Origin of the sequence: Lapillicoccus sp., from assembly GCF_036559105.1 — a bacterium.
Taxonomy (GTDB): Bacteria; Actinomycetota; Actinomycetes; order Actinomycetales; family Dermatophilaceae; genus Lapillicoccus.
The window spans coordinates 1-26,230 of record NZ_DATBTV010000063.1 but is presented as its reverse complement, the minus strand read 5'-3'; the positions used below and the strand labels follow the sequence as shown (position 1 = coordinate 26,230).

General features: G+C 71.3%; 25 protein-coding genes and 1 pseudogene. 13 read left to right on the top strand and 13 right to left on the bottom strand.

All coding sequences use genetic code 11. The annotated features are described in order from the left end of the window. A partial coding sequence (locus VIG79_RS08265) for a 5'-3' exonuclease (RefSeq protein WP_331884469.1) occupies positions 1-939 on the bottom strand: 939 nt, incomplete at its 3' end. Positions 940-1,022: 83 nt separating this feature from the next. Here VIG79_RS08265 and VIG79_RS08260 point away from each other — a divergent pair. Further along, positions 1,023-1,475, top strand: coding sequence for an Lrp/AsnC family transcriptional regulator (locus VIG79_RS08260; RefSeq protein ID WP_331884467.1), 453 nt, complete (start codon positions 1,023-1,025; stop codon positions 1,473-1,475). Between the two features lies 1 nt (position 1,476). On the opposite strand, the gene ybaK is transcribed toward VIG79_RS08260, so the two are convergent. The 3 genes from ybaK to VIG79_RS08245 all read right to left on the bottom strand — a co-directional run bounded on the left by ybaK (position 1,477) and on the right by VIG79_RS08245 (position 4,202). After that, the gene (gene ybaK / locus VIG79_RS08255) at positions 1,477-1,968 is read right to left on the bottom strand and encodes a Cys-tRNA(Pro) deacylase (protein ID WP_331884465.1); all 492 of its coding nucleotides are present in this window, start codon (positions 1,966-1,968) and stop codon (positions 1,477-1,479) included. Between the two features lie 18 nt (positions 1,969-1,986). Continuing rightward, positions 1,987-2,481, bottom strand: a complete 495-nt coding sequence (locus VIG79_RS08250) for a DinB family protein (protein WP_331884463.1) — start codon at positions 2,479-2,481, stop codon at positions 1,987-1,989. Between the two features lie 266 nt (positions 2,482-2,747). Then, complete coding sequence (locus VIG79_RS08245) at positions 2,748-4,202, bottom strand: lysine 2,3-aminomutase (RefSeq protein ID WP_331884461.1); 1,455 nt, start codon at positions 4,200-4,202, stop codon at positions 2,748-2,750. Positions 4,203-4,287: 85 nt separating this feature from the next. On the opposite strand from VIG79_RS08245, the gene VIG79_RS08240 reads away from it, so the two are divergent. Further along, entirely contained in the window at positions 4,288-5,322 is a 1,035-nt protein-coding gene (locus VIG79_RS08240) for an L-erythro-3,5-diaminohexanoate dehydrogenase (RefSeq protein ID WP_331884459.1), read from the top strand. Here VIG79_RS08240 and VIG79_RS08235 read toward each other — a convergent pair. Beyond that, on the bottom strand, positions 5,319-6,701 hold the full coding sequence (locus tag VIG79_RS08235) for a mycothione reductase (RefSeq protein ID WP_331884457.1): 1,383 nt from the start codon (positions 6,699-6,701) through the stop codon (positions 5,319-5,321). The two genes, VIG79_RS08240 and VIG79_RS08235, sit on opposite strands and share 4 nt — an antisense overlap. A 107-nt stretch (positions 6,702-6,808) precedes the next feature. On the opposite strand from VIG79_RS08235, the gene VIG79_RS08230 reads away from it, so the two are divergent. Next, a complete protein-coding gene (locus VIG79_RS08230; protein WP_331884455.1) occupies positions 6,809-7,429 on the top strand; it encodes a TMEM175 family protein in 621 nt (206 codons plus the stop codon). Positions 7,430-7,432: 3 nt separating this feature from the next. Here the strand turns inward: VIG79_RS08230 and VIG79_RS08225 are convergent, their stop codons facing one another. Both VIG79_RS08225 and VIG79_RS08220 read right to left on the bottom strand, forming a co-directional pair. Then, complete coding sequence (locus VIG79_RS08225; protein ID WP_331884453.1) at positions 7,433-8,692, bottom strand: ankyrin repeat domain-containing protein; 1,260 nt, start codon at positions 8,690-8,692, stop codon at positions 7,433-7,435. 95 nt (positions 8,693-8,787) lie between these two features. Continuing rightward, entirely contained in the window at positions 8,788-9,360 is a 573-nt protein-coding gene (locus VIG79_RS08220) for a TOPRIM nucleotidyl transferase/hydrolase domain-containing protein (protein WP_331884451.1), read from the bottom strand. Positions 9,361-9,516: 156 nt separating this feature from the next. On the opposite strand from VIG79_RS08220, the gene VIG79_RS08215 reads away from it, so the two are divergent. The 7 genes and pseudogenes from VIG79_RS08215 (at position 9,517) to VIG79_RS08185 (ending at position 16,619) form a co-directional block, all read left to right on the top strand. Further along, complete coding sequence (locus VIG79_RS08215; RefSeq protein ID WP_331884449.1) at positions 9,517-11,106, top strand: lysine 5,6-aminomutase subunit alpha; 1,590 nt, start codon at positions 9,517-9,519, stop codon at positions 11,104-11,106. Further along, positions 11,103-11,840: an OAM dimerization domain-containing protein gene (locus tag VIG79_RS08210; protein WP_331884447.1), complete on the top strand. Its 738-nt coding sequence runs from the start codon at positions 11,103-11,105 to the stop codon at positions 11,838-11,840. Before VIG79_RS08215 ends, VIG79_RS08210 begins: the two co-directional genes overlap by 4 nt. Then, positions 11,840-12,223: a hotdog domain-containing protein gene (locus VIG79_RS08205; protein WP_331884471.1), complete on the top strand. Its 384-nt coding sequence runs from the start codon at positions 11,840-11,842 to the stop codon at positions 12,221-12,223. The genes VIG79_RS08210 and VIG79_RS08205 overlap by 1 nt, the downstream gene beginning before the upstream one ends. 33 nt (positions 12,224-12,256) lie before the next feature. After that, positions 12,257-13,141 (top strand): annotated as a pseudogene (locus tag VIG79_RS08200) (LLM class flavin-dependent oxidoreductase); the annotation flags it as partial. Positions 13,142-13,645: 504 nt separating this feature from the next. Next, entirely contained in the window at positions 13,646-15,247 is a 1,602-nt protein-coding gene (gene lnt, locus VIG79_RS08195; RefSeq protein WP_331884443.1) for an apolipoprotein N-acyltransferase, read from the top strand. 8 nt (positions 15,248-15,255) lie between these two features. Continuing rightward, positions 15,256-16,056 (top strand): polyprenol monophosphomannose synthase, encoded by an 801-nt coding sequence (locus VIG79_RS08190; RefSeq protein WP_331884441.1) that lies wholly within the window; start codon positions 15,256-15,258, stop codon positions 16,054-16,056. Beyond that, on the top strand, positions 16,041-16,619 hold the full coding sequence (locus VIG79_RS08185; RefSeq protein WP_331884439.1) for an FxsA family protein: 579 nt from the start codon (positions 16,041-16,043) through the stop codon (positions 16,617-16,619). Before VIG79_RS08190 ends, VIG79_RS08185 begins: the two co-directional genes overlap by 16 nt. A 138-nt stretch (positions 16,620-16,757) precedes the next feature. Here VIG79_RS08185 and VIG79_RS08180 read toward each other — a convergent pair whose 3' ends face one another. The 4 genes from VIG79_RS08180 to VIG79_RS08165 all read right to left on the bottom strand — a co-directional run bounded on the left by VIG79_RS08180 (position 16,758) and on the right by VIG79_RS08165 (position 21,770). After that, a complete protein-coding gene (locus VIG79_RS08180; RefSeq protein WP_331884437.1) occupies positions 16,758-17,117 on the bottom strand; it encodes an RNA polymerase-binding protein RbpA in 360 nt (119 codons plus the stop codon). Positions 17,118-17,338: 221 nt separating this feature from the next. Beyond that, a complete protein-coding gene (locus tag VIG79_RS08175) occupies positions 17,339-18,724 on the bottom strand; it encodes an MFS transporter (protein WP_331884436.1) in 1,386 nt (461 codons plus the stop codon). A 98-nt stretch (positions 18,725-18,822) separates the two neighbouring features. Further along, positions 18,823-19,074, bottom strand: coding sequence for a DUF4242 domain-containing protein (locus tag VIG79_RS08170; RefSeq protein ID WP_331884435.1), 252 nt, complete (start codon positions 19,072-19,074; stop codon positions 18,823-18,825). Between the two features lie 62 nt (positions 19,075-19,136). Beyond that, positions 19,137-21,770 (bottom strand): ATP-binding protein, encoded by a 2,634-nt coding sequence (locus VIG79_RS08165; RefSeq protein WP_331884433.1) that lies wholly within the window; start codon positions 21,768-21,770, stop codon positions 19,137-19,139. Positions 21,771-21,903: 133 nt separating this feature from the next. Between VIG79_RS08165 and cax the strand changes: the two genes are divergently transcribed. The 3 genes from cax (at position 21,904) to VIG79_RS08150 (ending at position 24,437) form a co-directional block, all read left to right on the top strand. Beyond that, a complete protein-coding gene (gene cax / locus VIG79_RS08160) occupies positions 21,904-23,037 on the top strand; it encodes a calcium/proton exchanger (RefSeq protein WP_331884431.1) in 1,134 nt (377 codons plus the stop codon). Positions 23,038-23,083: 46 nt separating this feature from the next. Further along, positions 23,084-23,515: an SRPBCC family protein gene (locus VIG79_RS08155; protein WP_331884429.1), complete on the top strand. Its 432-nt coding sequence runs from the start codon at positions 23,084-23,086 to the stop codon at positions 23,513-23,515. A 124-nt stretch (positions 23,516-23,639) separates the two neighbouring features. Next, positions 23,640-24,437 carry a deoxyribonuclease IV gene (locus tag VIG79_RS08150; protein ID WP_331884427.1) on the top strand — a complete coding sequence of 266 codons (798 nt, stop codon included), beginning with the start codon at positions 23,640-23,642 and terminating at the stop codon, positions 24,435-24,437. 50 nt (positions 24,438-24,487) lie between these two features. On the opposite strand, the gene VIG79_RS08145 is transcribed toward VIG79_RS08150, so the two are convergent. After that, a complete protein-coding gene (locus VIG79_RS08145) occupies positions 24,488-25,876 on the bottom strand; it encodes a bZIP transcription factor (RefSeq protein WP_331884425.1) in 1,389 nt (462 codons plus the stop codon). Positions 25,877-25,953: 77 nt separating this feature from the next. After that, the coding region (locus tag VIG79_RS08140) for an isochorismatase family protein (RefSeq protein WP_331884424.1) at positions 25,954-26,230 on the bottom strand (277 nt) is incomplete at its 5' end.

Sequence of the window (26,230 nt, the reverse complement as noted above, 5' to 3'; positions counted from 1 at the left end):
GGCCGACAGCACCCGGTTGAACGACGCGGTCACGCCGTACTCCGACGCCACCTTGCTCATCAGCCGCGCGTCCGCGACCTTCGTCGGGAGGGCGAAGTCGACCTTGGGCAGCGGCGCGTCGTGGGCGACGCGGACCACCAGCGGGGCGACGTCGAGGTAGGCGGACGCGGCCTCGAGACGGGTCCGCTGGGCTCCCTTGATGGCCGGGTCACCGCCGTCGACGGCGGCTCGCAGGCCGGCCAGGTCGCCGTACCGCTCGATGAGCGTGGCGGCGGTCTTGTCGCCGATCCCCGCCACGCCCGGAAGGCCGTCGCTGGTGTCACCGCGCAGGATCGACATGTCGGCGTAGGCGTCGCCGTTGGGCACCGCGTACTTCTCGCGCAGGAACGCCTCGTCGACGAGGTCGGGGTTCCGGACGCCGCCACGAGCGGTGTAGAGCACCCGGACCTGGTTCGCGTCGTCGACCAGCTGGAACAGGTCGCGGTCCCCGGTGACCACGTCGACCGCGCGCACGCCGTGGGAGGCGGTCGCGAGGGTGCCGATCACGTCGTCGGCCTCGTAGCCGTCGGAGCCGAGACGGGGGATGCCGAGCGCCGCGAGGGCGTCGACGATGACCGGGATCTGCGCCTCGAGCGGGTCCGGGACCTCCTCCTCCCACTCGTCCTTGGCGACCTCCTGGGCGACGCGGTGTGCCTTGTACGACGGGATGGCCTCGACCCGGAACGCCGGCCGCCAGTCGTTGTCCCAGCACGCCACGAGATGGGTCGGCCGGTGCGTGGCCACGAGTGACGCGATCATGTCCAGGAGGCCGCGGATCGCGTTGTTCTGGGGGGCGTCCGGGTCGCTGCGTTCGTCGGGGACACCGAAGAAGGCCCGGAAGTACAGGCTCGCGGAGTCGAGCAGCATGAGCCGTTCGCCGGACGTGGGTTTGGCGGGCATGGCTCCGCAGCCTACGGGTCGACCGGGGCCTCATCCGTGGTCGTTGTCGGGTTCCGCCCGGCATCGGCCGCTAGCCTGTGCCCGTGGAACGACTCGACCGTCGACTCGTGGACCTGCTCGCGTCCGACGGCCGGATGAGCTTCACCGATCTCGGCAAGGCCACCGGGCTGTCGACCTCCGCGGTGCACCAACGGGTCCGACGGCTCGAGGAGCGCGGCGTCATCACGGGCTACCACGCCGCCGTCGACCCCGAGGCGCTCGGGCTGCCCCTGACCGCGTTGATCTCGGTCTCTCCGCTCGACCCGGCAGCGCCCGACGACGTGCCGGATCGGCTCACCGACGTCGCCGAGATCGAGGCCTGCCACTCGGTGGCGGGGGAGGAGAGCTACGTCCTCAAGGTCCGCGTCCCGACGCCGGGCGCCCTGGAGGACCTGCTCGCGCGGATCCGCTCCGCCGCAAACGTGCGCACCCGGACGACGGTGGTGCTGTCGACCCCGTGGGAGGGCCGTCACACCCCGGGCTCGCCGGGCGAGTAGGTCATCGCGCGATCGGGGCGTAGGTCGCGCCGGTCGCCGTGAGCAGGTCGGCCGGGCGCAGCTCGATGTCGAACCCGCGACGCCCGCCGGAGACCAGGACGGTCTCGTACGCCTCGACCGAGTCATCGAGAACCGTTGGCAGCCGGCGCTTCTGGCCGATCGGACTGATCCCGCCGACGACATATCCCGTCACCCGCTCCGCCATCACGGGGTCGGCCATCTGGACCCGCTTGACCCCGAGCGCCGTGGCCAGCGCCTTGAGGTCGAGCTGCCGGTCGACCGGGACGATCCCCACTGCGAGGCCCTTCTCGGCCTCGACCAGGAGGGTCTTGAAGACGCGACCCGGCTCGACACCCAGGGCGTCGGCGGCCTCCCGCCCGTACGACGCAGCGGCGGGGTCGTGCGCATACGGGTGCGTCGTGAACGCGATCCCCGCGGCGGTCAGCGCAACGGTCGCGGGCGTGCCGCCGTCACCACGGGTCCGCTTCGCCACGAGCAGCGAGTATGCCGGTCAGCGGCCGGTCGCTCCGTCGAGCCGCTCGCGCAGGATGTCGGCGTGGCCGGCGTGGCGGGCGGTCTCCGCGATCATGTGGCTGAGCACCCACCGCAGGGGCAGCCGTTCACCGTGGACCGGTAGCTGCGTGAGGGCGTCAGGGTCGTCGACCACCCGGATGATCTCGTTGCTGCGCGCCCACGCGTCCCGGTAGGCCTTCACCACCTCGGCCGCGCTGACCGAGTCCCCGACCTCCATATCGTGCTCGAAGTCGCCGTCCCAGGGTCCGCCGTCGACGTGGTGGTGGAACCACCACATCTCCGAGTCGACGAGGTGGTTCACCAGACCGAGCAGGTTGGTGCCCGTCGGAACGCCCACCCACCGGAGCTGTGCTTCGGTGAGGCCCTCGCACGTGCGCAGCACGGCCTCGCGCTGGAAGTCCAGGAAGCTGACCGCCGTGGTCAGCTCGTCACCGACCAGGCGCGGAACCTCACGACGTTGGGTCTCGGCCACGAGGGGACGCTATCCGCTGCGGCGGGGCCGGACCAGCCGACCAGTGGGGAGCGTTCTGGGGGTCCCAGCACGCTCAGATCTCCCCCCCTGACGCGTGAGACGGTCTTCTACGTCAACCGCGGAGATCTCCTCGAGGTGCTTCCGGTCGACACCGACTGACGTTGGCGCCGTCATCATGCGCGGCGTGACCTGTCAGTTGCCTGGTCCGGGTGATCCCGGTCGGACACCCGACCGCAGCCACCCGGACCGCCCCCACAGCCTCCGCGTCAGCCGGCCTGCGTGACGGCCAGCTCGCGGCTGGACTTGGCCCGCGCCGCCGCGACCTCGTCGAGCGCGCCGAGGTCGGACTGCAAGCGCCACCAGTCCTGTCCGGACTCGGGCAGCGTGTCGATCGGGTCGTAGTAGACGTAGTCGCGCGACAGCGCCGCCTCGTCGCCACCCTCGATCGAGGTGCGGTAGTTCTTGCGCCAGTAGGAGATCCCACGCTCCATGTCGTACGACTCGACCTGGTGGACCCACCGCTTGCCCACGAAGGGGACGTCGCAGACGATCCGTGGCGTGGCGAACCCCGGCAGCCAGCCCATGATCGAGTGCTGCAGTTCCTGGGCGTGCGTCAGCGACACCCGCCAGTGCTCGGCGAACGGGATCATGTCGCACATGTAGAAGTAGTACGGCGTGATGGACGCGTCGTCGGACAGCGCGAAGCACAGGTCGAGCAGCTGCTCGGGCGAGTCGTTGACGCCCCGCATGAGGACGCCCTGGTTGCGGACGTCGCGGACCCCGGCGGCCAGCATCGCCCGCGCCGCCGCCGCCACCGCTGGCGTCACCGACTGGGCCGAGTTGACGTGCGTGTGGATGGCCAGCGACACACCCCGGGCCCGCGCCTTGGTGGCGACCCGGCCGACGCCCTCGACGACGTCGGGCGCCAGCCAGTGCTGCGGCAGCCCCATGAGGGCCTTCGTCGCCAGCCGGATGTCGCGGATGTTGTCCAGCTCCAGCAGCCGGTCGAGGAACGCCTCGAGGTTCTTCCACGGCATGTTGGCCACGTCACCACCGGACACCACGACGTCGCGGACCTGCGGCGTCGTGGACAGGTAGGCGAGCATCGCCGCATACCGGTCGACCGGCTTGCCGGCCAGCTTGAGCTTGGCGACCTGCGGCGTGGAGTTCCCGACGAGGTCCATCCGCGTGCAGTGGCCGCAGTACTGCGGGCAGGTCGGCAGCAGCTCGGCGAGCACCTTGGTGGGGTAGCGGTGCGTCAGCCCCTCCGCCACCCACATGTCGTGCTCGTGGAGGCTGTCGCGCGTCGCGTAGGGGTGCGACGGCCAGTCGGCACGGCGGTCGGAGAAGACGGGCAGCATGTAGCGCCGGACCGGGTCGGCGTAGAACGCCTGCGTGTATGCGTCGCCGGCCGCGGGTGCGTCCCCGTCCACGGACGGCACCATGGTGTTGAGCATCTGCGGCGGGAGGAGCATCGACATCGTCGCGCGCTCGGCCTGGTCGCGCTCGAGGTCGGCGTAGAGGTCCTCGGTGAGGAGGTCGCCCATGACGTCGTGCAGCTGGCGGACGTTCTTGACGCAGTGGGCGCGCTGCCACTGGACGTCGGCCCACTCGGCGGGCGTGACGTGGGCCCAGCCGGGCAGTCGGGTCCAGTCCGGCTCGACGAGCTCTCGCTGCCGGTAAGCGTAGGGCTGCTCGGGCAGCGTCATCGCGACGGTCATGATGGAAGGATAAAGGAGAACGTCCGCGTGATACACCAGCAGACCGTAGATCCTGCGGTCAAAGACCATGACGACAGGAGAATCTGTGTCGACCCACGACGTGTCGCCGCTCGGGTTGCATCGCGTCCTGGACCCTCAGGGCGTGCTTCCGCAGGCGGCTGCTCGGCTCGACCCGCGGCCGGAGATCTGGCCGGACGAGGTGCGTATCGACGTGGAGACGCTCAACCTCGACGCGGCGTCGTACCGCCAGCTGACCGAGAAGCACCACGGTGACGGCGACGCGGTCCGGGCCGAGGTCCTCGACATCGTCGCGACCCGCGGCAAGATGCAGAACCCGGTCACCGGGTCGGGCGGCATGCTCGTGGGCACGGTCGCCGAGGTCGGACCGCAGAGCCCGCTCGGCCTCGCGGTGGGGGACCGGGTGGCCACGCTCGTGTCGCTCTCGCTGACGCCACTGCGCATCACCGACGGGCTCGGACGGTGGGACGGCCACAGCGAGCAGGTCCCGGCCAGCGGTCACGCGATCCTCTTCGGCCGGTCGATCGCCGCCGTCCTCCCGGACGACCTCGACCCGCGGTTCGCTCTCATGGTCATGGACGTCTGCGGCGCCCCGGCCTTGGTGGCTCGGGTCGTGAGGACGTATGCGACGCCGACGGTCTGCGTGCTGGGCGCGGCCGGCAAGTCCGGGTCGCTCTCCCTGGCCGCCGCTCGGGACGCGGGCGCAGGACGGCTCATCGGCGTCGTCCCGAACGAGCCCGAAGCCGCCACCCTGCGTGCCTCGGACCTCGCCGACGAGGTCGTTGTCGCCGATGCGCGTGCACCCCTCGGCCTGTCCGAAGCGGTCCGCGGAGCCGGCGGACCCGCCGACGTCACGGTCGTCTGCGTGGACGTCCCGGGATGCGAGCAGCCGGCCATCCTCGCCACGGCGGACGGCGGCACCGTCGTGTTCTTCTCGATGGCCACCAGCTTCGCGGCGGCGGCCCTCGGAGCCGAGGGGCTGGCCGCCGACGTCACGATGCTCGTCGGCAACGGCTACGTCCCGGGGCACGCCGCCTACGCGCTCGACCTGCTCCGACGCATACCGGCCGTCCGTGCGCTGTTCGAGGCTCGCCTCGACTAGAGGCCCAGCAGGGCGTTCTCGACGACCTCGGCGAGGGCCGGGTGGATCCAGTACTGGCCCTTGGCCACGTCGTCGGCGCGTTGGCCGAAGTGGGCGGCCTGGATCAGCGGCTGGATCACCGTCGAGGCCTGCGGCCCCATCAGGTGGGCGCCGAGCAGCAGCCGGGTGTCGGGGTCGATGATTACCTTGCAGAACCCGGTCGTGTCTTCGAGCGCCCAGCCGTAGGCGACGTCGCCCACCTGCTGCTCGTACGCGAGGTACCGGGTGCCCGCCTCGCGCAGCTCCTGCTCGGTCTTGCCGAACGCGGCGATCTGCGGATGCGTGAACACCGCGTGCGGCACGAACCGGTGGTCGCTCTCGACGGGGTTCTCCGGGAAGAGCAGGTTGTGCTTGACCACCCGCATCTCGTGGTTGGCCACGTGCTTGAGCTGCCACTCGCTGCTGATGTCGCCGAGCGCGAACACCCCGCCCACCGGCGTCTGCTGGAAGGAGTCGACGACCAGGCGCCCGTCCTGGTGGCAGGGAAGCCCGGCGGCCGCCACGTCGAGAAGGTCGGTGTTGACGATCCGCCCGACCGCGAGGAGCACCGCGTCGGCCTCGATCCGGGCCGGTTCGCCGCCCTCGGTCGTCGTCGAGAGCGTCCACCGGTGCCCGTCGTGCCTCGCCCCCGTCACCGTGGTCCGCAGCCGGACGTCGTGCCGCGCCTGGGCGATCTGCGTGTAGGCGCGGGAGACCGACTCGTCCTGCCGTTGGAGCAGGCGTTCGCCCCGGTGCACCCAGGTGACGTGGCTGCCGAGGCCCTCGAGGATGTGCGCGAACTCCGCCGCGATGAACCCGCCGCCCACGATGACGACCCGTTCGGGAAGCGACTCCATCCGCATCACGGTGTCGCTGGTGTGGACGCCGCGCTCGGGGTCGACGCGGTCCAGGCCGTCGACGTCCAGCAGCCGCGGCCGGCCACCGGCGGCGATGACCCACCGGTCCGCGGTGACCGTGACGCCGGTGCCGGTGTCGAGGCTCATCGGTCCGGTGAACCGGGCCTCCTGGCGGTAGACCGTGACGTTGTCGGCCTTCTCGCGGTAGGCCTCGCCATCGGCGGAGATCGGGTCGATCCTGGCGAAGATCCGGTCGCGGATGGCCGGCCAGTCCGCCCGTACGCCGTCGACGTGGACCCCGAGCCGGTCCGCCTCGCGCGCCTCGACGACGCGGTCGGCCGGCAGGACGAACATCTTCGTCGGGATGCAGCCCACGTTGAGGCAGGTGCCACCGAAGCGACCCTTCTCGACGAGCCCGATGTCGAGATGGTCCAGGCGCGGGGTGACGACGGAGTTGCCCGACCCCGTACCGATGACGACGAGGTCGTGGTGGCGGTGCTCCATGTGCCGCAGCGTAACTTTCCGCCGGGCGTCCGCGCGGGTCGGGAGGCGCCCGTTAGGGGATGGTCAGGTAGGTGATCTGACCCGCCCTGGCATGGCACGCTGCCTCCGTGCACACCGAACGGGGGTTCGACCGGATCGTCAACTTCAGCGACGCCACGGTGGCGATCGCCATGACGTTGCTCGTGCTGCCGCTCGTCGAGCTCGGGGGAGACACCGAGCCCGGTGACACTATCTGGCACCTGCTCAGCGAGAACTCGAACGCGATCTTCGGTTTCCTCCTCGGCTTCCTCGTCATCTGGTCGATGTGGGTCAACCACCACCGGGTCATGGAGTACTTCGTCGACTACGACCAGACCGTTCTCGGCCTCCACCTGTTGTGGCTGCTGACCATGGTGTCCATCCCGTTCACCACCCAGCTGATCACCAACAACGACCTCTACCAGCACGGTGCCACCCCGCTGTACGTCGCGGTGCTCCTGGTCTCGTCGATCTCCTTGCACCTGCTCGGCCTCCGCGGTCGGCAGCACCCGGAGCTGCTGCACGACAGTCCCAAGGTCAAGGACTGGCTGGCCGGGCCCTTCACCTGGACGACGCCAGCCATCCTGGCGCTGGTCCTTGTCATCGTGGTGATCTTCCCGAGCGCCGGCGCCTGGCCGATGCTGTTGCTCTTCGTGGACGGCTTCGTCGAACGGCGGCTCGCCCAACGCCGCGCGGTCGCCAAGGGCTGAGCCCTACGCTGCGAGGATCGAGGCCAGCTGGCGGTACCCCTTCCGCTGCGCGTGCTGCAGCGCCGTCACGCCGTCCTTGTCGGCGATCGCCCGGTTCGCCCCGGCGGCCAACAGGATCCGCACGATCTCCTGGTGCCGCGGGCCGCCGTCGCCCAGGATGACGGCCTCGAGCATCGCCGTCCAGCCGAGGTCGTTGACGTGGTCGACGTCGATCCCGGTCTGGACCACTCGGCGCACGTAGTCGACGTGGCCGCGCTCGCTCGCGGGGATCACCGAGAGCCCGCCGAACCGGTTCCGGATGGTCAGGTCCGGGTGCGCGGACAGCAGCGCCTCGAGCATCGCGACGCTCCCCGTGACGCCGGTGACCAGCCAGGGCGTGTCGTGCTGGTCGTCGAGGGCGTTCGGGCTGGCTCCGAGGGCGACGAGGACCCGCGCGACGTCGGTGCGGTCGTTGCTCGCGGCCAACAGCAGGGGAGTACGCCGGTGGTCACCGACCGCCTCCAGGTCGGCGCCGGCGCGCAGGGCCAGCGCGGCGCCGTCCGCGTCGCCGGAGCTCGCGGCGGCGAGCAAGCGCCGGTCGGCCTCCGCCTGGTCGACCGGTCCGGCGGCGTCCTGGCGCAGGGCCTTCTCCAGGGTGGCGACCTGACGCGCGTACCCCTTGCTGCGAGCATGGTCGAGGGGCGCCACGCCGTCCCGCCTCGACGGCAGCCGGACGTCAGCACCGCCGGCTACGAGCACGCGCACGGTGTCGTCGTAGGCCGACGTGCCCTTGCCTGGGGGTACCTCCCGCTCGCGGGGGCGGACGATCGCCTCGTGCAGGGCGGTCCAGCCCAGCCGGTTCACGTGGTCGACCTCCACGCCGGCCTGGATCAGCCGGCCGACGACGCCGGTATGCCCCCGCTCGCCGGCGCGGATCAGGCCGGTCCCGTTGAAGCTGTCCTTGCTCGCGACGTCGCCGCCGTGGGCGAGGGTGAGGTCGAGCAGCTCGAGGTAGCCCTCGCTGGTCGCGACGAGGTAGGCACTCTGCTGGGTCTCGTCCTGGGCGTTGACGTCGGCGCCCCGCGCGATGAGGTCGCGGGCCGCGGCGACGTCGTTGGCCCACGCTGCGTCGCGCAGGCGCCGGTCGAGGTCGTCCTGCGCCAGGGGGTCGCGCGTGCCGGTCGTGCCGGTCGTGCCGTTCGGGGGCGTCGGTGCGGGGGTCGTGGTCGCCTCCGTCGTCGAGGTGGTGGCGGGGGAGGGGGAGGCGGTCGTCGAGGCCGTCACCGAGCCTCCCGGGGACGAACACGCGGTCGCCAGGGTCGCGACCAGGGCGGTGGTCGCCAGAGCGAGGGTGGCCCGTCGGGGCCGGTTCCAGGGCATCAGGTCTCCAGGATGCCCGTTGACGTCGTCGTTCCCACGGTTCGAGCCGACCGTCGGGTCGCCTCGTCCAGCACGGCCACCAGTGGCGCGGGCACCTCGTCGGGAGCGAGCGCCGCGGCGAGCAGCCCGGCATACCTGAGCTTGCGCCCGCTGGTCGTCCCGATGAACCGGCGCAGTACCTCGGTGTCCGGACGGCCGCGGTGGAACGGCTGGTGCTGAAGGGTCTGCCAGGACCCGCGGTCGCCGGCCGCATCGATGACGGCGGTCACGCGGGCCACGCCCAAGGCCCGGATCAGCTCGTCCTCCAGGTCCCGGTCGCACGCGAAGAACGGGTCGTTCCGTCCCAACCGGTCCAGGATCGCGCGGACGTACGGCCACTCGGCGCTGTCGTACAGGCCGGTCACCCGGGTGCCGTCGGGCACCGCCCCGAGGTGCCGGGCCAGGTTGGTGATCCCGCTCATCGGCACCACCTCGACCGCGTCCGCCGCGAGGTCGTGTCCGCGCAGGACCGCTGCTTGCTCCACGGCCCGCTGGTCGCTGTCGCCCTCGACAAGGATCAGGGCCCGGGTCACGCGGACCACGGTCGCACGACGGCGCGTTCCGCGTCCCGTCACTTTCGCGGTGCGGCCTGACCATGAATCCTGCGGTCCGCACCGCCATCAACAGGAGGATCTGCGTCAGATACGGTTTCGCGCAGGACAACCTGCGGTCATGGATATCCTGGTCCCGTGCCGACGACGACGACGCGCCCTCGCCTCGAGCTCGACCCCGCGGTCGTCCGCCGGGTCCGCTCGCTGGCGCGCACCGCGGGACGGCCGGTCGTCCGGCTCGCCCAGCGCCACACGACCGTCTCGGTCGAGCGCGCAACCCTGCGCCTCGCCGGGCTCTCCGGAGCGGACCACGAGCGCGTCCCCTGGGTGAACCACCTCGTCGACGCGGTCCGCGACCAGGTCGGCCTGGAGCACGGGGTCACCACCCCCGTCTGGGACGCGCTGCGCCGGGCGGAGGCCGAAGACCTGCTGACGCTCGCGCAGAAGGCCGCCTCGGGCTCGGTCTCGTTCCGCCTCCCGGAGGGCACCGAGCTCACCCGCGCGCGCCGGGCGGCGCGTACCGCCGTCGCCGGCGGTGTCCGGACCATCGACCGGCAGCGCACCGCCCGTGAGCGCCTCGTCCGCCGGCTCGGCGACCCACCGCAGCGGCCCTGGATCTACCTCATCGTCGCCACCGGCGACATCGACGAGGACATCCCGCAGGCCCAGGCGGCCGCGCGGGAGGGCGCCGACGTCATCGCTGTCATCCGGTCCACCGGGCAGTCGCTGCTCGACTACGTGCCGGAAGGCGCCACCCACGAGGGGTACGCGGGGACGTACGCCACCCAGGAGAACTTCCGGCTCATGCGGGCCGCCCTCGACGAGACGAGCAGAGAGGTCGGCCGCTACGTCCGGCTGACCAACTACGCGTCGGGCCTGTGCATGCCGGAGATCGCCACGCTGGCCGGGCTCGAGCGCCTCGACATGATGCTCAACGACTCGATGTACGGGATCCTCTTCCGCGACATCAACCCGATCCGGACCTTCGTCGACCAACGGTTCTCGCGGCAGATCCACGCCCGGGCCGGGATCATCATCAACACCGGCGAGGACAACTACCTCACCACCGCCGACGCCGTCGACGCCGCGCACACGGTGACGGTGAGCCAGCTCCTCAACGAGTACTTCGCCAAGGAGGCCGGCCTCGAGGACTGGCAGCTCGGGCTGGGCCACGCCTTCGAGATCAACCCCGACCTGCCCGAGTCGTTCCGGCTCGAGCTGGCCCACGCGTTGCTGGCGCGCACGCTCTTCCCGAACGCCCCGTTGAAGTGGATGCCCCCGACCAAGCACATGACCGGAGACGTGTTCCGCGGCTACCTCCTGGACGGGTTCTTCAACCTCGTCGGCGCGATGACGGGGCAGGGGATCCTCCTGGTCGGGATGATGACCGAGGCCGTCGTGACGCCGTTCCTGTCCGACCGCGACCTCGCCCTCCAGAACGTCCGCTACGTCCTCAACGCCGCTGGTGGCCTCACCGAGGACTTCCACCCGCCTCGGGACGGGTTCATCCAGACCCGCGCCCGGGAGGTGCTGGGGGAGTCGGTCGGACTCCTCGAGCGGATCGTCGACGACGGGCTGCTGCCGGCGATCGGTGACGGGACCTTCGGCCTGATGAAGCGGCCCGCCGACCGGGGCAAGGGCCTCGACGGGGTCGTCGAGAAGGCCACCGGGGCCGGCGGATATGACAACCCGGCGGTCACGCTGCTGCAGAGCGGGGAGGCTCGATGAGCGACACGACGACCCTCGTCCGTCCCTACGGCGACACCACCGGTGACGGCATGGTGCAGGTGTCCTTCACCCTGCCGCTGCCGCACGACAAGCGCGCCGAGGGCGCCGCGCTGCAGCTCGCGCGGAAGATGGGCATGGAGCCGGCCCTGCTGGTCCACGCCAAGGCGATGGGTCCAGACTTCACCTTCTTCGTCGTCTACGGCTCCGTCACCCACCTCGTCGACGTGCGCGACGTGACGGTCGTCGAGCGGGAGTACCCGCTGCTGTCGGCCAAGGAGGTCAACCTCTCGATCAAGAAGTCGCTGCGCCGCAAGCTGGTCGTCGTCGGCGCCTGCATCGGGACCGACGCGCACACGGTCGGCATCGACGCGATCCTCAACATCAAGGGCTTCGCGGGGGAGAAGGGCCTGGAGTACTACCGGGAGATCCGGGTGGTCAACCTCGGCGCGCAGGTCCTCGTCCCCGAGCTCGTCGCGCAGTCCCGGGCCGAACGCGCCGACGCCGTCCTGGTCAGCCAGGTCGTGACCCAGAAGGACGCCCACATCCACAACACGTCGGCGATGTCCGCCGCGTTCCGCGAGGCGTACCCGTCCGGCCAGGTGCCGCTGCTCGTGGTCGGCGGCCCCCGGTTCGAGGAAGGCTCGGAGTCGGCGCTCGGCGTCGACCGGATCTTCGGCCGCGGGACCACCCCGGGTGAGGTCGCGTCGTACCTCGTCCACGAGCTGGTCGCGTGATGGTCCCCCAGGTCGGCACCGTCGTCACGCACCGGCGCTACGTGCCCTCCAGCCACGCCCACTACGCCGGGAAACTCGTCGACGGGGCGTACTCGCTGGCCGCCTTCGGCGACGTCGCCACCGAGATGTGCATCCGGACCGACGGCGACGAGGGGCTGTTCGCGTCGTACGCGGACGTCCAGTTCCGCGCGCCGGTCCGGGCCGGGGACGTGATCGAGATCGAGTGCCGGCTGGTCCGGGTCGGGCGCCGGAGCCGGGAGATGGAGTTCGAGGTCCGGGTGGTCGCCCGGGGGGCCGGCTCGGAGACCCGGCCGTCCGCGGCCGAGGTCCTGGACCCACCGGTCGTCGCCACCACGGCCCGCGGGACCTGCGTCGTCCCGTAGCCCTGCCTCAGGCCGGTCACGCCCGCACGGCAGGATGCGGGTATGCAGCTGAGTGCGTGGCCGAGCGCCGTCCACCCCTGGCCGGTCGTCCGGGACCTGGCTCTCCACGCGGAGTCGCGCGGCTATCACGGCGTCTGGGTCATGGACCACTTCATGGACAACACGCCTCAGGGAGGCGGCCACGTCCTCGAGGGCTTCTCGCTCCTCGCCGCGCTGGCCGCCGTCGTACCGCGCGTCCGGCTCGGCTCGCTGGTGGCCGGCAACCTCTACCGCCACCCCGCGGTCCTGGCCAACCAGGCGGCCACCATCGACGTCATCAGCGACGGCCGGTTCGTTCTCGGTCTGGGCGCCGGGTGGCAGGAGAATGAGCACGCGCAGTACGGCATCGACCTGATGGCGCGCGGTCCACGGCTGCGCCGGTTCGAGGAGGCGTGCGAGGTGATCCGGGCGCTGCGCGACGAGCGGGTCGCCACCTTCGACGGCGAGTACTACGACCTTCGCAACGCCGGGATGGAGCCCAAGCCGGTCGGGCCGATGCCGCTGCTCATCGGTGGCGCCGGCGAGAAGGTCATGCCGGGGATCGTCGCCCGCCAGGCCGACGAGTGGAACGTCTGGGGCACGCCGGAGACGTTTGCCGCCAAGAGCGCCATCATCACGCAGGCCTGCGAGACCATCGGCCGCGACCCGGCCACCCTGCGACGCTCGACCCAGGCCCTGGTCGTCCTCGGGCGCGACCCGGTGCCCGACGACGGCGCGCGGGCCATCGGCGGCTCCGTCGAGCGGCTGCGGGACACGTTCGGCCGGTATGCGGCGGCCGGGGTCGACGAGTTCATCGCTACGGATGGTCACCTCAAGGACCCCGAACGGTCGCGGGAGCTGTACGACCTGCTCGCGGAGGACGTCCTTCCCGGGTTGTGAGACGCCGAACGGAAAGCGTCGGCGTGTCGTGGTGCGACACGCCGACATCGCCGAAAAAGTCTGCGAATGAACGTGATTCGCTGTCGTCGGCCATGTCGCCCTGACCTGCACGTATGCGCGTTTGCGCAGGTGAACGGCGGGTTGACAGCCGGTGGGCCCTGAGTAACTTATGGCCCGGTGGTTCACCTGGACGGTCAGCCGCGAGGCTCGGGGAGTTGTTCGGAAGGGGGTTCTTCGGCGGCTAGCGCGCGCAGCCGCCGACCATGCCAGGCTCGCCCAATGGGCCATGAACTGGGCCCGCACCGCTGACTGGTGAACACTGCGACGGCCCGTACCGCCTAGTAGACAACAGCCATCCGACCGGCATCCCGCCGGCGAGATGCTGGTCCCAACGGCGGTCCGGGCCGTCGCCGTCCCATCGGGGCCGGCGACGGACCGTCACGGTCTGGGCACGTCGCAGCGGGCCCGCATACCCCGTCGAGCCGCCGCGGTTACGGTTGCCGCGTGTCGCTCGTGGTCCGCCTGGGGTTCGCCCTGCTCGCCGGCGTGGCGCTGTGTGCGGCGTTCCCGGGTCACGACGTCTGGGTGCTGGCTCCCGTCGGAGTGGCCCTGCTCGCGCTGGCGACCTGCGGCGCCCGGGCCCGCACCGGGTTCCTCCTCGGCCTGGTGACCGGCCTCGTCTTCTTCGGATACTCCCTCAGCTGGGCGGGCATCGTCGTCGGAGTCGTCCCGTGGGCGGGTCTCGCGGTATGCCAGGCGCTCTTCGTCGCGCTGCTCGGGGCGGCCACCGCGTACCTTCAGGGCCGCGGTCCGGCGCCGCGGGTCCGCCCTGGGGTCATCGCGCTCGCGTGGGTGGCGCAGGAGGCGCTGCGCGACCGCATTCCCTACGGCGGTTTCCCCTGGGTCCGGCTGGCGTTCAGCCAGGCCGACTCGCCCCTCGGTCGGCTGGCCGCGCTCGGCGGCGCCCCCGCGGTCACCTTCGCCGTGGCGTTGGCCGGTGGGCTGCTGGCCGCCGTCGTCTGGGACCTCGGTCCTCGGCTGAGCCGAGGGCTCGACCACGGCACGCATCGCCCCCGCCGGACGCCGGCTCTGCTCGCCCTGGCCGGGGCGGCCGTGGTCCTCGTCGTCGGGTTCGCCGTGCCGCTGCCGACCGACGGGGCCCCGACCAACGTCATGGCCGTCCAGGGCAGCGTCCCGAGAGCCGGGCTCGACTTCAACGCCGAGCGCCGCCAGGTCCTCGACAACCACGTGACCGCCACCGAGGACGCTGCCGCCGAGGTCGCCGCGGGGACGCGCCCCAAGCCCGACCTCGTGGTCTGGCCCGAGAACGCCTCCGACATCGACCCCACCCGCAACCCCGACGCCCAGGACGAGATCCTCCGAGCGGTCGACGCGCTCGGTACCCCCCTCGTCGTCGGCACCCTGCTCGAGCAGCCGGCCCCCGACATCTCCAACGTCGCGCTGCTCTACGAGCCGGGCAAGGGAATCACCCAGACCTACGTCAAGCAGCACCCGGTGCCGTTCGCCGAGTACATCCCGAACCGGGACTTCTTCCGCCGCTTCAGCGACAAGGTTGACCTGGTCCGCTCCGACTTCGCCGCGGGCACCGGACCGGTCCTCTTCCGTGTGCCCGCTGCGGCCGGAGGCGAGGTCGTCGCCGGACCGACGATCTGCTTCGAGGTGGCCTACGACGACCTCGTCCGCGCCAACGTCGACCTCGGCGCCAACCTGCTCCTGGTCCAGACCAACAACGCGACCTTCGGCTACAGCAACGAGTCGGTCCAGCAGCTGGCCATCTCCCGGATCCGGGCCATGGAGCACGGCCGGTCGGTCGTCCACGTCTCCACCGTCGGGGTGAGCGGCCTCATCACGCCGGACGGAACCGTGCACCAGCCGAGCGCGTTGTTCACCAGGACGGTCCTGTCCGGCCAACTCCCGTTGCGGAGCGCGCGGACGGTCGCCACGATGGTGGGGCCGTGGCCGGAGTACGCGGCGGGCCTGGCGTTCGTGGTTGTCCTCCTGGTCGGCCTCCGCCGGCGGCCGACCGCACCCCCCACCCGCATACCGGCCGACCACCCAGTCGAGAGAGAACCGCACCGAGGATGACCGCCCCCATGACCGAGCCTCAGCACCGCCCACCACTGGGTCGGGTCGTCGTGCTCATCCCCACGTACGACGAGCGCGAGAACCTTCCGCGCATCGTGGAGCGGGTGCGGTCCGCGGTGCCGACCGTCGACATCCTCGTGCTCGACGACAACTCTCCCGACGGCACGGGCGTGGTGGCCGACGAGCTCGCCGCGTCCGACCCTCAGGTCCACGTGCTGCACCGGCCCGGCAAGCAGGGGCTGGGCGCCGCCTACCTCGCCGGCTTCACCTGGGCCCTCGACCGGGGCTACGACGCCGCTGTCGAGATGGACGCGGACGGCTCCCACCAGCCCGAGCAGCTGCCCGCCCTTCTCGACGCCGCGGAGCACGCCGACGTCGTTATCGGCTCACGGTGGGTCAGCGGCGGTTCCGTCGTCAACTGGCCGATGTCGAGGCGGGTCCTCAGCGTCGGCGGCAACGTCTACGTCCGGGTCCTGCTGGGAATGTCGGTCCACGACGCGACCGGCGGCTACCGCGTCTACCGGGCGTCAGCCCTGCACCAGATGGACCTCCACTCGGTCGAGTCGCAGGGCTACGGGTTCCAGGTCGACATGACGTGGCGGGCCGTGCAGGCTGGGCTGACCGTCGTCGAGGTGCCGATCGAGTTCGTCGAGCGCGTCATCGGCGAGTCCAAGATGAGCGGGCACATCGTCCAGGAGGCCATGCTCAACGTCACGAAGTGGTCGGTAACGCATCGGGTGGACCGCCTGCGTGGTCGGGCCCGGTCGGCCCGGTCCCGGCGTGAGGAGGCGGCATGGCACCGACTGTGAGCCAGGGCCCTGGGACCCGTCCGCGCCGCCGCGGACACTGGCAGCTGCTCCTCGTGACGCTGCTGCTCGTCGTCCCGCTGCTCGAGGTGGTCGTCATCATCGCGGTCGGCCGGGCGATCGGCGGCTGGCCGACGTTCTTCCTGCTCCTGGCCGAGTCGATGTTCGGCGCCTGGCTGGTCCGCCACGAGGGCGCCCGTGCCTGGAGCTCCCTGCAGGAGGCCCTGACCACCGGAACGATGCCGTCGCGCCAGCTGTCCGACGCCGCGCTGGTCATGGTCGGGGGAGTGCTGCTGCTCGCGCCCGGTTTCATCACGGACATCGCGGGGTTCTTCCTCGTTCTGCCGTTCACCCGGCCACTGGCTCGCGGACTGCTCGAGGCGGTCGTCGCCCGCCGGCTGCTCGCCGGTGTGTATGCGCCGGGTGTGTATGCGCCGGGTGGCATGGCGTCGTCCGGCTTCGGCCCCGGACAGCCCGGTCCCGGACAGCCCGGTCCCGGACAAGGGCCCAACCCGACGTCGCGCAGCGCCGCCTCCGACGACGTCATCGAGGGCGAAGTCCTCTAACGCGCTTCGCACGGTCACGATGGAGCGAAGTCGGCGTGGCGGCACCACTTTTGCTCCACCGAAAGCCTGACGCATACCGTCCCCTGACACACGAAGGGCCCCGTCCAGTGGACGGGGCCCTTCCATGTCGTCTGCGGGTCAGGCGGTGCGCTTGCTCGTCGGCTTCTCGCCGCGCGACTCGCGCAGCAGGGAGAGGCGCTCCTCGAGCAGCTCTTCCAGCTCGGGGATGGAGCGACGCTCCAGGAGCATGTCCCAGTGGGTGCGGACGTGCTTGGTCTCCTTGGGGGTCACCTCGGGGCCGTCGAGGAGCTTGGCCTCGCTGCCGCAGCGGCACTCCCACACCGGAGGCACGTCGGCCTCCACGCTGAACGGCAGCTCGATGCGGTGCCCCTGCGGACACACGTAGGTCGTGATCCGTCGTTCGCTCGGAACGACGTTGGTCTCCGACTCGAAGCTGAAAGTGCTCAGCCGCGTGCCGCGTAATGTACGGTCAGCCATCTCGATATCCCTCCGAAGCTCACGTCGCGCGAGGCATGTCCCGTGCTCCACCTGCGACTCATTCGGTTCCAACGACGTGCCCGGATGCGTTGTTCCGGTATTACGTCGCGTTCAGTGAACCGACACCTGTTTGTGACGGGAATCACAAGCAGGAAGACGACGGGGTCGCGCGAATGGTTCAGGAGGTGCGAACGGGGTTTTCGCGCGGGTTCGGAAGCGTCTCAGATGACCGCCGGGACCTCGTTGCCGGCGGCCTCGATGCCCTCCCGCATCCGGACGCGGGAGAGCAGCAGCCCGCCGACGACGAAGAACACGACGAGCGCCACGATGGCCCACCGGTACGAGTGGGTGAACTGGTAGACCAGTCCGAACGTGAGGGTCCCGAACCAGCTCGTGCCGCGCTCCATGGCTTGGTAGAGGCTGAAGAACTCGGCCTCCCGGCCGCGGGGGATGAGCTGGCTGTAGAGGGAGCGCGATAGGGCCTGGCTGCCACCGAGGACCAGGCCGATGAACAGGGCGAGCGCGACGAACAACACCAGGCTCTTGGCGGGCACGAAGAAGGCGACGACGACGATGACTGTCCAGATGGCCAGGCAGACCAGGACGGTGCGCCAGGCGCCGATCCGGGCGGCGACTCGCCCGAACAGCGCGGTCCCTCCGAACGCCACGAACTGGACGAACAGGAAGACGCCGAGGACGGTCGACTGGGAGAACTGCAGCTCCTCGATCCCGTAGAGGCTGGAGTTGCCGATGACCGTCTGGATCCCGTCGTTGAAGAACAGGTAGGCGAGCAGGAAGAGCATCGTCTGCGGGAACAGGCGCAGCTCTTTGAACGTGTCGACCAGCTGCGCGAAGCTGCCGCCGACGACCCCGCGGGACTTCTGCACCGGCGGAGCCAGGGTGCCGCCGACGTGACGCAGCCCGAGGACGGGGATGAGGGTGAAGAACCCCCACCACAGTCCGGCCGACAGCAGCGAGATCCGCGTCGACATCTCTCGGTCCAGCCCGAGGTTGGAGTGGAACAGGTCGAGCGCGAAGTTGAGCGCGAGAAGGATGCCGCCGCCGAGATAGCCGAAGCCCCAGCCCTTGGACGAGACGCGGTCCCGCTCGTCCGGCGACGCGATCCGGACCAGCAGCGAGTCGTAGATGACGAGGGACGACCCGAGGGCGAGGTTGGCGATGATGAGGAGCAGGACGCCCAGCTGCCAGTTGGTGCCGGCGACGAAGAACATCGCGGCCGCGGCCACGGCGCCGAGCCATGCGAACCCGGCCAGCATCCGGGTGGGCCGGCGGCTCCGGTCGGCGATGCCCCCCACGACGATGAGGACGAGGACCGAGACGAGGGTCGAGACCGTGGCGGTGTAGGCGAACAGGGACCCCGGGGAGATGGGGATCCCCAGCAGGCTGAGGGTCGCCGTGCACCGTTCGCCGTCCGGGAGGTTCGGGCAGGCGGCGGCGGTGGCGACCGAGGTGAGGTACGGCGCCATGAGGACGGTCGCCGTGGTCGTCACGTAGGCGGAGTTGGCCCAGTCGTAGAAGTACCAGGCCCGCTGCTCCCGCGTCTCTCGCCTGGCCGGCGAGGGAGCCGTGACGACATCGTCGGTCATGAGCCGAAGCGTGGCACACCTGTGCCGTCGGGGGCGAAGGTCGGGCTCCCCACGCCTACCGCGTCGGGAGCCCGCCCGGTGACTCGTTCGGCCGAGAGTCAGACGCCTTCGGACACCGGGAAGATCTCGTCCGCGACGAGGCCGTGCGCCTCGCGGTGGACGGTGTTGGCGGCGTCGATGTCCGGGGCGTCGACGAGGCAGAAGATCTTGTTGTCCGCCTCGCTCACCCAGTAGCGCAGGTACTTCACGCCGTACTTCTCCTGCGTCTGCAGGTCGGCGGCGTGGGCCTTTTCCACGTCGCCCATCCCGACCGGTCCGTCCATCGTGTGGATGTCCATGTACAGCGCCATCGTCGTTCTCCTTGATCGTTGGTGGGCCGGCTACCGGCCTGCCTCAAGAGAACGTCAACGGGTCACGGACGCACATCGGGAGCGTTCCCCATCTTGGGCAGGAGCCCCCGCTGTCGCGCGGCGGCGGCCGCGGCGGCCCGGTTCGGCGCGCCGAGCTTGTGGAGCACCGAGGAGACGTGATGGTCGACGGTCTTCGCGGAGAGGAAGAGGCGGTCGGCCAGCTGGGCGTTGGTGAGGCCGTCGGCGAGCAGCGCGAGCACGTCGAGCTCGCGGGCCGTGAGACCGGCGGGGTTGGCTCGGGTCTGCTCACGGGGGCCACGGGGGATCACCTGACCGGCCCGCCGGCGACCTCGCATCAGGGCGGTGCGGGTGTCGACGGCTCCGGTGACGGTGAGCAGTTCGATGCCCACCCGGGCGTCGTCGACGGACTCCGCGTGCGACAGGCAGACGCCCTGCCACCACGGGCAGCCGATCTGCTCCCATACCGCTGCAGCCCCGAGCCAGTCGCCGTCGGCCATGCGCGCGAACGGCTCCGGGACACTGGTCCGAGCAGGGACGCCGGTCCCGACCGTCCGGCGCCACCAGTCCGCTTCCGCCAGCTCCCAGTCGAGGAACTGGTCCGGGGGAAACACGTCGAGGACGGCCAGCTCCCGTGCGGCGGCGTCGAGGTCGTCGACGCTCCAGGCGGCCTCTGCGCGGGCCACCGCTACCGGCATGATCCGTTGGACCTCGCCGGTGGAGGCGGCGAGGTCGCTGGCCTCGTCGAGCCATTCGTCGGCGAGGCCCCGGTCGCCGCGCCGGTGCGCGACGGTCCCGGCCACGACGAGGGCGGGTATGCGGCTGACCGGCGGGGTGTTCGGGTTCCGGATCACCTCCTCGGCGAGCTGCGTCGCTGCCGCATACCGGCCCTGCTCGAGCGTTGAGACCGCCAGCCACGCGAGCATGTACAGGCGCCAGGCGTCGAGGTCGCGCTCCGCGCAGTAGGCGATCCCGGCGCGCAGGTCCTGGTCGGCGCCGGCGAGCGTGCGGTTGCGGACCTGACCGGCTCCGAGGTTCGTGTAGGCGCGAGCGGCGTGCTCGTGCAGGTCGTCGGTCACCGCGATGTCAAGACTCTGGTGCAGCCGGGCGATGCCCTCGATCGGGTCGGAGCCGAACAGCAGGGCCGTGCCGATGTTGTTCAGGGCATGGCTCTCGACGTCTCGGTCGCCGATGGACCGTGCCAGCTCGACCGCCCGACGGCCCCAGTCGAGGGTCTCGGGAACTCGACCCGCGAGCATGGCCAGCTGCGCCTTGTTGCTCAACGCCATGGCCAGCTCGTGTCCTGCTCCGAGCGGTTCGAGCGTCGCGACGGCGAGGTCGGCGTACCGGTCGGCCTCGGCACCGCGACCCAGGAACCAGCAGAGCCGCGACATCCAGCGCTGCGCGGCACCGACCGCCTCCGATGCCGGGTCCGCCTGCGCGTGGAGCTCGAGCGCCCGACGGCGGGCCACGAGAGCCGCCTCGTGCTCGTTGGTGAGGTAGCACTCGTACGAGAGGTGGTCGTTGAGGGCCGCCGTCTGCTCCCGGTCGAGGACCTCGGGGAAGTGCAGCGCGAGCCGGTACCCACGGGCGGCCTCCCGGTGCGCGCCCAGACGGCCGGAGTCGCCGGCGGCGGCGATGGAGTAGCGGACCGCCTCCTCTTGTTGCCCCGAACCGGCCGCGTGGTGGGCCAGCCGGTGGTCGTCGGCGCCACCCAGCCGGATCAGGGCAGCCAGGGCCGCGGCGTGGTGGCGGGTGCGCGCGCCGGCCGAGAGGCTCGCCTCGACCGTCTCGCGGGCGATCTCGTGCCGGAACGCGAATCCCGTACCACCCTGGTCGGCGACGAGCACCCCGTGATCGACGCACTCGTCCACCGCCTCGGCCGGCTGACCCGCGACCTCGCCGAGCAGCCGGAGCGACGCGCCCGGACCGAGGACCGCGGCAGCGCCCAGGACGTCCCGGGCGGCCGGCGACAGGGCGGTCAACCGGGCCAGCACCGCGTCACGCACCGTCGAGGGTGCCTCCACGGAGCCGGCGGCCAACACCTCCGTGACGAAGAACGGGTTCCCACCGGTCCGTCGGTAGAGCGCGTCGGCGTCGAGCCCCGACCCGGCGTCCGCAACCAGGGTGGCGACCGCCTCGGCGCTGAGCGACGGCAGGTGCATCCGGTCGACGGAGGGCGCGGTGGCGAGGTCGCCGAGCAGCGCCGTGAGCAGGTCGCCCGGCCCGACCTCGTCCTCGCGGAAGGTCACGACGGCGAGCAGTGGCATCCCCTCGAGTCGACGTCCGAGGAACCGGATCAGCTCCAGCGTCGCCTCGTCCGCCCAGTGCACGTCCTCGAGGAGCAGCACGGTGGGGTGGTCGGCCAATCGTGCCCGGATCTCCCGGAACAGCCGGGGACGAGTCGCGGCGGTCGTCACCTCGATGTGGTCGGCGAGCTCCGGCAGGGCATCGATGACCGGGCCGAGCGGCGCCGGGGTCGCCACGTTGTCGCAGTACCCACGCCGCATCGTGACGTCCGCCCCGACCCTGGTCGTCAGCAGCCCGATGAGGGAGGACTTGCCGACGCCGGCCTCGCCACCGAGCAGCACCAGCCGCCCGGAGCGGGCGTCCGCGTCCGGCACCCACTCGAGCAGCGGGGCGAGGAAGGGGTCACGCTCGACGAGCACGTCACCCATCTGACCATTGCGAGCCTCGGTGTGCGTCACCTTTTGCCGACGCTCGACCGGCGTGGACGCGATGCGGCCAGGGGGGAGTGGCGGGTGGATGGTCGGCGAGCGGGCTTGAGCACCGGCTGGCACGATGCGGGACGTGGTCGAGCCAACCCCGGCGGCGCATACCGACGCCCCCCCGCCCCACGCGCCGGCGCGTCACGGAACCCACCTGGTGCGCTCGGACTGGGTCATCGTCGGGCTGGCGCTCGCGTTCATGGCGGTGGCGGGGGTGACCCACTACCTCGGTGGCGGAGCAGTGCTGGCTTTCGTGTCGGCCGCCGCGGCGGTGGCGCTGCTCGCCGCGCTCGTGGGCCGGTCCGTGGAGCAGCTCGGGGACCGGTTCGGTCCCGGCGCGACCGGGGTCTTGCAGTCGGCGCTCGGCAACCTGCCCGAGCTGTTCATCTCGCTCTTCGCTCTCAAGGCGGGACTGGTGGCCGTCGTCCAGGCCGCGCTGATCGGATCCATCCTCGCGAACCTGTTGCTGGTGCTCGGTCTCTGCTTCGTCGTGGGCGGCCTTAAGCACGGGACCCAGAGCCTCGACAGCGCGCGGGCCCGGGGGATCACGGTGATGCTCCTGGTGTCCGTGGCCGCGATGGTGATGCCGTCGGTGGCGCACCTCATCCACGCGCCCGCCGCGGAGCACGAGACGACGCTGTCGGTGATCGCGTCGGTGTTCCTGCTGCTCCTGTTCGTGCTCACCCTCCGCGCGTCGCTGCGACGGGGTGACGACCCCGGCCGGCCGGGCGGTCCCGACGAGGCCGAGCCGCCGCGCTGGAAGCTCCCGTTCGCCGTGGGCATGCTGGCGGCGAGCGCCGCCGCGGCGGCGTTCGTGTCGGACTGGTTCGTGACGGCGTTGACGCCGGCGATGGACGCGATCGGGATCTCCCAGGCGTTCGCCGGGCTCGTCGTGGTCGCCATCGCCGGCAACGCCATCGAGAACGTCGTCGGGGTCCAGCTGGCCGCCAAGAACCGCTCCGAGTACGCCTTCGCCGTCGTCATCAACTCGCCCCTGCAGATCGCCCTCGTGCTGGCGCCGCTGCTGGTGATCCTCTCGGCGGTCCTGGGGTTTGCCTCGCTGACCCTGGTGTTCTCGCCGCTGCTCGTCGTGTCGGTCGCGATCGCGGTCCTGCTGAGCGCGTTCATCACCTTCGACGGCAAGTCCACGTGGATCGAGGGCGCGGGACTGCTGGCGCTCTACGGCGTCATCGCGGCGACCTTCTGGTGGGGTTGACCCGTCTCGGGCTGCGGCCTCCACCGGTTCCGGGTGAGGATGAGGGATGCCGAGCGTCCAGCGCACCTTCACCGTCACCCCTCCGCCGGCCGAGGTCATCGACTACCTCAAGGACTTCGCCAACGCGACGGAGTGGGACCCGGGTACCCAGTCCTGCACCCAGAACGGGTCCGGGCCGGTCGAGGTGGGGACGACGTGGCACAACGTGTCGAAGGTCGCCGGGCTGACCACCGAGCTCGAGTACGAGCTGACCGAGCTCACTGCTGAGGGGCTCGTCTTCGTGGGACGCAACAAGGGCGCCACCTCGACCGACACGATCTCGGTGCTGCCGTCCGGTGGCGGCAGCGAGATCACCTACCGCGCCGACCTGGACATGCACGGGATCGCGGCACTGGCCGCTCCCGCGATGAAGCTGGTCTTCGAGCGGCTCGCGGACGAGACCGAGAAGCAGCTGGGGACTGTCCTCAACCGGCGCTGACGGTCGGGACGGGGCCTCCGGCAAGGGCTTGCAAAGTCGAAGGGGGCGGCCACCATGATGCGGATGCTAAACCGGCCCGGTCCGAGTCGGCCGGCCACGTCGACCTGACGGGAGAAGGAGAGCGGTGACCGAAGCACGAGTCCTCGGCGTCCACGTCGGCGCGCGGCATGACGACGCCGATCCGCTCGCGGAGGCAGCCACGTCGGGCGCCGACGCGGTGCAGCTGTTCCTCGCGGACCCGCAGGACTGGAAGCCGCCCGCACCGCACCCGCGAGCCGACGAGATCGCCGCGACGCCGCTGACCGTCGTCGTCCACGCGCCGTACACGATCAACGTGGCCACGACCAACAACCGCATCCGGATACCGAGCCGCAAGCTGCTCGCGGCCCACGCCGTCATGGCCGCGTCGATCGGCGCGGCCGCCATGGTGGTGCACGGCGGGCACGTCCTGGCCGAGGAGGACGAACCCACGGGGGTGGACAACTGGCGCAAGACGTTCGCGCGCCAGGCGGACGAGGGCGGGTTCGGGCTGCCGGTGCTCATCGAGAACACGGCCGGCGGGAACCACGCGATGGCTCGTCACCTTGACGCGATCGCCCGGCTGTGGGACGCGATCGGCGAGTTCCAGCCCGGGTTCGTCCTCGACGTCTGCCACGCCTGGGCGGGCGGGCTGGACCTCGAGACCGTCGTCGACGACCTCCGGGCGATCACCGGTGGGGTGTCGTTGGTCCACGGCAACAACTCGCGGGACGACGCCGGCTCGGGCCGCGACCGGCACGCCGGCCTGCTGGACGGCACGATCCCGCCGGAGCTGCTGCTCGGAGTCGTCAGCGCGACGGACTGTCCGGTGATCCTCGAGACGCCCGGTGGTCCGGCCGAACGCGGACCCGAGCTCGACTGGTTGCGCGCCCAGCTCGCCTGACCCCTCTCGGGCTCACGACTCCCGCGTTGCCGTAACGCCGATAATCGACATTATGTCAATCCAGCGGAAACCGAGGTAGGCGTGGGCTCCCCCTGGTCGACCGGGTCCGCCCGTGGCCGGCCCAGCAGCTGGACGAGCAGGAGCGCCACCAGGGCGCCGAAGGCCGTCCAGGCCACGTCGGAGAACGACAACGGACGCAGCAGCAGGATCACCACGGCTGCCACGACGGCGATGACGACGCGGATGGCGCGTGCGGATGCGCCGACCCACTCACCGAAGCGGCCGGTGGTGACGCCACGGGCTTCGGCCCCGTCCCGGGTTGCCGCGGTCGCGTCGACCAGCGCCCCCCGGAGTCGACGCGCTGGATCTTCCGGCCCGGCGAACCAGGCGATCGCCGCCACGAAGACCGCGAGGGCGCCGACGGCGAGGACGGCGCTGCGCAGGAGGGTCAGGGACTGCGTGTAGATGGCGTCGGCTGCGGCGGCCGGGAAGGTGTCCGACGCCACGGCGTTCGTGAACAGGATCCGCCCCCCGCCCAGCGCCGCGGCCGTGACGAGCATGGCCACCGCCAGGCAGACGGCAGCGGCCACGAGCGCGCGACGGTGGCGCGCGGCGGTGAGGACCGCCCCGGCGAAGAGCGCCAGTACGACGAAGGGCAGCCAGGTCCCGGCCGTGACCGCCGCCGCATACACGGTGCGGATCGTCGGCACCGCGTCGGTCTTGGCGACGACGATGGTCTTGTCGATGTCGGGGATGTTCGAGGCCAACGCGACCCCGCGGGCGACCAGTCGAGCCTTGACCGCGGCGATGATCGGCTTGAGCTGCACCCCGATCTCGCCCGTCCCGCTGATGGTGACGGCGCGGTCGGGACCGGCGAGGTCCCCCTGGAGGGCGACCAGGGAGTCGTGCGCCGTGCGCAGGCCCTGCCGCATCAGGTCTCGGAAGGTGGCCGACGCGACGACGTTCGAGACCTGGTCCTGGATGAACGACTGGATTCCTTGAGTGGCGGGGGTCTGGAGCAGCTTCAGGGCGGCCGCGGCCCGCGGCGGAAGGCCGATCTGGTCGATGCCGGTGAACACGTCGTTGGTGAGGCCGGGGATGTCCACGGCGTTGTTGATCGCGGCAACCGCCTGGTCGGTGACCAGAGCCTGCACGTTCGGGTCGTCAGCGAGCGGGGCGAAGGTGTCGACGAACGCGTCGGCCGACGTCAGCTGCACCCTGGCCCAGCCGGCGATGACGGCTGCCGGTGCCAGGATCGTCGCGAGCGCCATGAGGACGACGACCACCACGCTGCGCCAGACCCGCCGGGGTTCGCGGGGCTCGCGGGGCGGCCCCGACTCCTCGACGGCGACTCTCGCCCGCAGCCGCTCGTTCTCCTCCGTCAGTCGTCGAACCTGCTCTTCCAGCTCGAGACTGACGGGTTGCGTGGTGTCCGTCATCGCCCTGCTCCGATCGTGAGACCACGGGGTGTGAGACGAGCATCCCGCATCGCGAACGTCAGGGACAGGGCCTTCGGTCAGAACTGCAGATCCGCCGCCGCCACGACCTCGGCGGTGCGGCCGGGCCCGGCCTGGAACTGCCAGTAGAGGTTGGTGTGGTCGACGACCTTGTCCGGCGGCGGCGCGCCCCACTCGCTGAGGTCCTCGGTCGTATGCGCGTCGCTCACCAGGGTCGTGTCGTAGCCGCGGACGAAGGCGCCGTGCAGGGTGGCGCGAATGCACTCGTCGGTCTGCGTGCCGGTGACGACCACGCGCCCGACGCCGCGTTCGGCGAGGACCGACTCGAGGTCGGTG

Excerpts from the sequence above, each read along its gene's own strand:
- VIG79_RS08245 (WP_331884461.1), bottom strand. The coding sequence starts at position 4,202 with ATGACCGTCGCGATGACGCTGCCCGAGCAGCCCTACGCTTACCGGCAG.
- VIG79_RS08235 (WP_331884457.1), bottom strand. The coding sequence starts at position 6,701 with ATGGAGCACCGCCACCACGACCTCGTCGTCATCGGTACGGGGTCGGGC.
- VIG79_RS08210 (WP_331884447.1), top strand. The coding sequence starts at position 11,103 with ATGAGCGACACGACGACCCTCGTCCGTCCCTACGGCGACACCACCGGT.
- VIG79_RS08205 (WP_331884471.1), top strand. The coding sequence starts at position 11,840 with ATGGTCCCCCAGGTCGGCACCGTCGTCACGCACCGGCGCTACGTGCCC.
- VIG79_RS08190 (WP_331884441.1), top strand. The coding sequence starts at position 15,256 with ATGACCGAGCCTCAGCACCGCCCACCACTGGGTCGGGTCGTCGTGCTC.
- VIG79_RS08185 (WP_331884439.1), top strand. The coding sequence starts at position 16,041 with ATGGCACCGACTGTGAGCCAGGGCCCTGGGACCCGTCCGCGCCGCCGC.
- VIG79_RS08180 (WP_331884437.1), bottom strand. The coding sequence starts at position 17,117 with ATGGCTGACCGTACATTACGCGGCACGCGGCTGAGCACTTTCAGCTTC.
- VIG79_RS08175 (WP_331884436.1), bottom strand. The coding sequence starts at position 18,724 with ATGACCGACGATGTCGTCACGGCTCCCTCGCCGGCCAGGCGAGAGACG.
- VIG79_RS08170 (WP_331884435.1), bottom strand. The coding sequence starts at position 19,074 with ATGGCGCTGTACATGGACATCCACACGATGGACGGACCGGTCGGGATG.
- VIG79_RS08165 (WP_331884433.1), bottom strand. The coding sequence starts at position 21,770 with ATGGGTGACGTGCTCGTCGAGCGTGACCCCTTCCTCGCCCCGCTGCTC.
- VIG79_RS08155 (WP_331884429.1), top strand. The coding sequence starts at position 23,084 with ATGCCGAGCGTCCAGCGCACCTTCACCGTCACCCCTCCGCCGGCCGAG.
- VIG79_RS08145 (WP_331884425.1), bottom strand. The coding sequence starts at position 25,876 with ATGACGGACACCACGCAACCCGTCAGTCTCGAGCTGGAAGAGCAGGTT.